4 protein-coding genes and 1 pseudogene are annotated in these 3,852 nt (G+C 73.4%); 3 read left to right on the top strand and 2 right to left on the bottom strand.

The features are described 5' to 3' along the window. Both IH13_RS0110770 and IH13_RS0110775 read left to right on the top strand, forming a co-directional pair. Positions 1 to 351: pseudogene (locus IH13_RS0110770) on the top strand (hypothetical protein); the annotation flags it as partial. 188 nt (positions 352 to 539) lie between these two features. Beyond that, positions 540 to 872, top strand: a complete 333-nt coding sequence (locus tag IH13_RS0110775) for a hypothetical protein (protein ID WP_031083262.1) — start codon at positions 540 to 542, stop codon at positions 870 to 872. Positions 873 to 974: 102 nt separating this feature from the next. Here the strand turns inward: IH13_RS0110775 and dapC are convergent, their stop codons facing one another. Together dapC and fdxA are read right to left on the bottom strand one after the other, a co-directional pair. Then, positions 975 to 2,078 carry a succinyldiaminopimelate transaminase gene (gene dapC / locus IH13_RS0110780; protein ID WP_031083265.1) on the bottom strand — a complete coding sequence of 368 codons (1,104 nt, stop codon included), beginning with the start codon at positions 2,076 to 2,078 and terminating at the stop codon, positions 975 to 977. A gap of 132 nt (positions 2,079 to 2,210) precedes the next feature. Beyond that, positions 2,211 to 2,531, bottom strand: a complete 321-nt coding sequence (fdxA, locus tag IH13_RS0110785) for a ferredoxin (protein WP_014048159.1) — start codon at positions 2,529 to 2,531, stop codon at positions 2,211 to 2,213. A gap of 117 nt (positions 2,532 to 2,648) precedes the next feature. Here fdxA and IH13_RS0110790 point away from each other — a divergent pair, with 117 nt between their 5' ends. Next, positions 2,649 to 3,662 carry a GNAT family N-acetyltransferase gene (locus IH13_RS0110790; RefSeq protein WP_031083266.1) on the top strand — a complete coding sequence of 338 codons (1,014 nt, stop codon included), beginning with the start codon at positions 2,649 to 2,651 and terminating at the stop codon, positions 3,660 to 3,662. The last annotated feature ends 190 nt before the right edge of the window (positions 3,663 to 3,852 follow it).

Genomic DNA, 3,852 nt, shown 5'->3' on the forward strand with positions numbered 1-3,852 from the left:
TCGCTGAGCTGTTCGCTGCCGACGGTGGCCGACAGCCTTCCCGGGGACGCGGACGAGGTGCGGGCGGACCTGGTCCGCTCCTTCGGCAAGGACGTGCTGCCGGCCGCCGGGTCCTCGGGCGCCGCGGCGACGACCACGGTCTCGGTGCCGGTGCGCGGGCAGGCGCGGACCGCGGACGGTTCGGAGTCCCGGCGCGGCTGGGAGATCGCCCACTGGGCGGTCGCCCGGGCGGGGACCCTGCGGATCGCCGAGGTCTCCTACGAGGGCCGGGTGTGGCGGCCGGACACGGGCTGGCGGACGGAAGCCGGGGAACCGGGCGCCACTTCGGTGCGGATGAGGCTCGCTCAGTAGTCCGGGCCGTCCTCCGTACGGGCTTCGACGACCCCTTCCATGACGGATTATCCGACGCATTACCCAGTCTTTACCCGCGAACCCCGCAACCTTCCCCGCCCTCCGAGCGGTTGTCAGGGCGTCCGATCACCGGACAGGTGGATTCCGCGTCTGCCGTGACCCGTTGACTTCCCCGTCGAAGGAGCATCATGTCCCTCCCCCTGACCCGTCGGATCGCCCGCACCGCGCTGCTGATCGCTGCAGGCGCGGCCCCCGTGGTCGGTGCGGCCGGTGCCGCGGGTGCCGCGGGGCTTCCGCAGACCCCCGCCCTCGGCAGCCTGACCTCGCTGGACGGGGCCGGCGTGAGCGACACGCTGGACTCGACCTCGAAGCAGGGTGCCCAGGTGGCCGGCGAGACCGGCGGCAAGCTCGTCGGTACGACGCTCCCGGCCGCCGGCAAGACCCTCAAGAAGGCCGGCAGCGTGACCGACGGCGAGCTGACCGGCGACACCCTGCCCGCCAAGGGCCTGCCGCTCGGCTGAGCCACCAGGCGTCACACCGCCGTAGGCGTGACGAGGGGGCCCCGGGAGTGCGCACTCCCGGGGCCCCCTCGTCATGCCCCAGCCGAGGCCCCTCGTCACGCCCTAGCCGTGGAGCCGCTTGACCGCCGCGTCCACCCGCTCGTCCGTCGCCGTCAGCGCGACCCGTACGAAACGGTCCCCGGCCGGCCCGTAGAAGTCGCCCGGGGCCACCAGGATCCCGAGCTCCGCGAGGTGGGCGACGGTCTCCCAGCAGGGCTCGTCGCGGGTGGCCCACAGGTAGAGGCTCGCCTCGCTGTGCTCGATGCGGAAGCCGTGGCCCTCCAGCGCCGCCCGCAGCACGCTCCGCCGGCGCGCGTACCGGGCGCGCTGCTCGGCGACGTGGGTGTCGTCGCCCAGTGCCGCGACGGTCGCCGCCTGGACCGGGGCGGGGATCATCATCCCGCCGTGCTTGCGGATCTGGAGCAGCTCGCCCAGGACCGCCGCGTCGCCGACGACGAACGCCGCGCGGTATCCCGCCAGGTTGGACCGCTTGGAGAGCGAGTGGACGGCGACCAGGCCCTCGTACGTCCCGCCGCACACCTCCGGGTGGAGCACGGAGACGGGCTCTGCCTCCCAGCCCAGCTCCAGGTAGCACTCGTCGCTGAACACCGGCACGCCGTGCTCACGCGCCCACGCGACGGTACGGGTCAGCTCCTCCTGGGACAGGACCCGCCCGGTCGGGTTGGACGGCGAGTTGAGCCAGAGCAGCCTGAGCCCCGCCGGGTCCAGCTCGGTCGGGTCGTCGTAGACGACCGGCTCGGCGCCGCAGAGCCGCGCGCCGACCTCGTACGTCGGGTAGGCGAGCCGGGGGTAGGCGACCTTGTCGCCGGGGCCGAGACCGAGCTGGGTCGGCAGCCAGGCCACCAGCTCCTTGGAGCCGACGACCGGCAGGACGTTCTGGTGCGTCAGGCCGGTCGCGCCCAGCCGCCGCCCCGCCCAGCCGGTCAGGGCGTCGCGCAGGGCCTCGGTCCCCCACACCGTCGGGTAGCCCGGGCTGTCTGCGGCCGAGACCAGCGCCTGCTGGATCAGTCCGGGCACCGGGTCGACCGGGGTGCCGACGGACAGGTCCACGACACCGTCCGGATGGGCAGCGGCCGTCGACTTGTAGGGCGCGAGCTTGTCCCAGGGGAAGACCGGGAGGCGTGAGGAGACGGGTGCTGCGGGCACGGGACTCTGCTTTCTCGTACGGGGGCGTGGGCGTTTCACGTACTGGCCGTGAGCGGGTACGTACGCCGGAAACGCTGCGGTCCCGCACGGTGTGAAGCCGTACGGGACCGGGCGGCGCTGGTGAGGCGGCCGTTACTGGTTCTGCGGCGGCAGCGCGGCGACGAACGGGTGGTCGCGCTCGATGAGACCGAGCTTGGAGGCGCCACCCGGCGAGCCGAGATCGTCGAAGAACTCGACGTTCGCCTTGTAGTAGTCCTTCCACTCCTCCGGGGTGTCGTCCTCGTAGAAGATGGCCTCCACCGGGCAGACCGGCTCACAGGCTCCGCAGTCGACACACTCGTCCGGGTGGATGTACAAGGACCGCTGGCCCTCGTAGATGCAGTCGACGGGGCACTCTTCGATGCAGGCCTTGTCCTTCACGTCGACACAAGGCTGCGCGATGACGTAGGTCACGCTGTCGTTCCTCCTCGGTAGGGCGTTGGCTCTCGCGCGGGAGCGCGGCGTCGTCGATGCCCGCCCCTAGTATCTCCGTTCCGGGGCACGATCCGAACAGGAGGGGCGTACCGAGCTGTGGAATTCACCGTCGGCGGACGACTTGAGGTACGGGTGACACCGGATGACGTGGGCAAACGCGTCTCGGTGCGGCAGGTGGTGCACGGAGGCGGTGAGGGCGCGAAGTTCACCGACACGGTCGGGGTTCTCACATCGTGGGACGACGATGTGGTGACGATCACGCCCCGGTCCGGCGAGAGCGTCCGCATCGCGGAATCGTCGCTGGTGGCGGGCAAGGTCGTGCCTCCCGCCCCGGCGCGCCGGCGTGGTCCCGCCGCCTCGTTCGAGGAGCTCACCCGGGTCGCCGCGCGGGCCTGGCAGCCGGTGGAGAGCGAGGCGCTGGGCGACTGGCGGCTGCGCGCCGCCTCCGGGTTCACCCGGCGCGCCAACTCCGTGCTCCCGCTCGGCGACCCCGGCCTCCCGACAGGCGAGGCGCTGGGGCGTGTCCGCCGGTGGTACGAGGAGCGGGGGCTGCCGGCCTACGTGCAGGCGGGCACCGGCGCGCAGGGCGCGCAGGAGCGGCTCTGCGCCGCACTGGAGGAGCACGGATGGCGGCGCGAGGTGACGGCCGAGACCCGGGTCGCCGCGCTGGCGCCCGTCGCGGACCTGCCGGCGGACAAATCAGGGGTCCTGCTGGCCCGCGGGACGGACGACGCGTGGCTCTCCCGGTACCAGCGCTTCGACACCCCGGGGCGGAGGCCCGGCGCCCATGTCCTGAAGGTGCTGGGCGGCGGCCCCTCGGTGTGGTTCGCGTCCGTCCCCGGCGAGAGCGGCGACGGGGTCCCCGCGGCGATCGGGCGTTGCGTGGTGGACGGCCGGTGGGCCGGGTTCATGGCCGTGGAGGTCGGCCCGGAGTACCGCCGCCGCGGTCTCGCCACGACCGTGATGGCGGCGCTGGCACACCGTGCGCTCGACGAGGGCGCGTCGGCCGCCTGGCTCCAGGTGGAGACGGACAACACCCCGGCCCGGGCCCTGTACGACGGCATGGGCTTCGCCCACCACCACCTGTACCACCACTTCCGGCCCGCGTAGCCCAGGAGTACACCTCGTATGAGCGCTCAGGACCCCGGCACCGCCGGACACCGGCGGCGGTTCGCCGACGAGGCGCGCGCCGAACGGCCGGACCTCGCCCTGCTCTGCCTGCTGCTGGGCGCGGAGGCCGGGCCGGCCGACCCCGCCGCGCCCGCCGACCCGTACGGCGTCGACGCCGCGCAGATCGAGC

The organism is Streptomyces sp. NRRL WC-3549 (genome assembly GCF_000721935.1).
GTDB lineage: Bacteria > Actinomycetota > Actinomycetes > Streptomycetales > Streptomycetaceae > Streptomyces.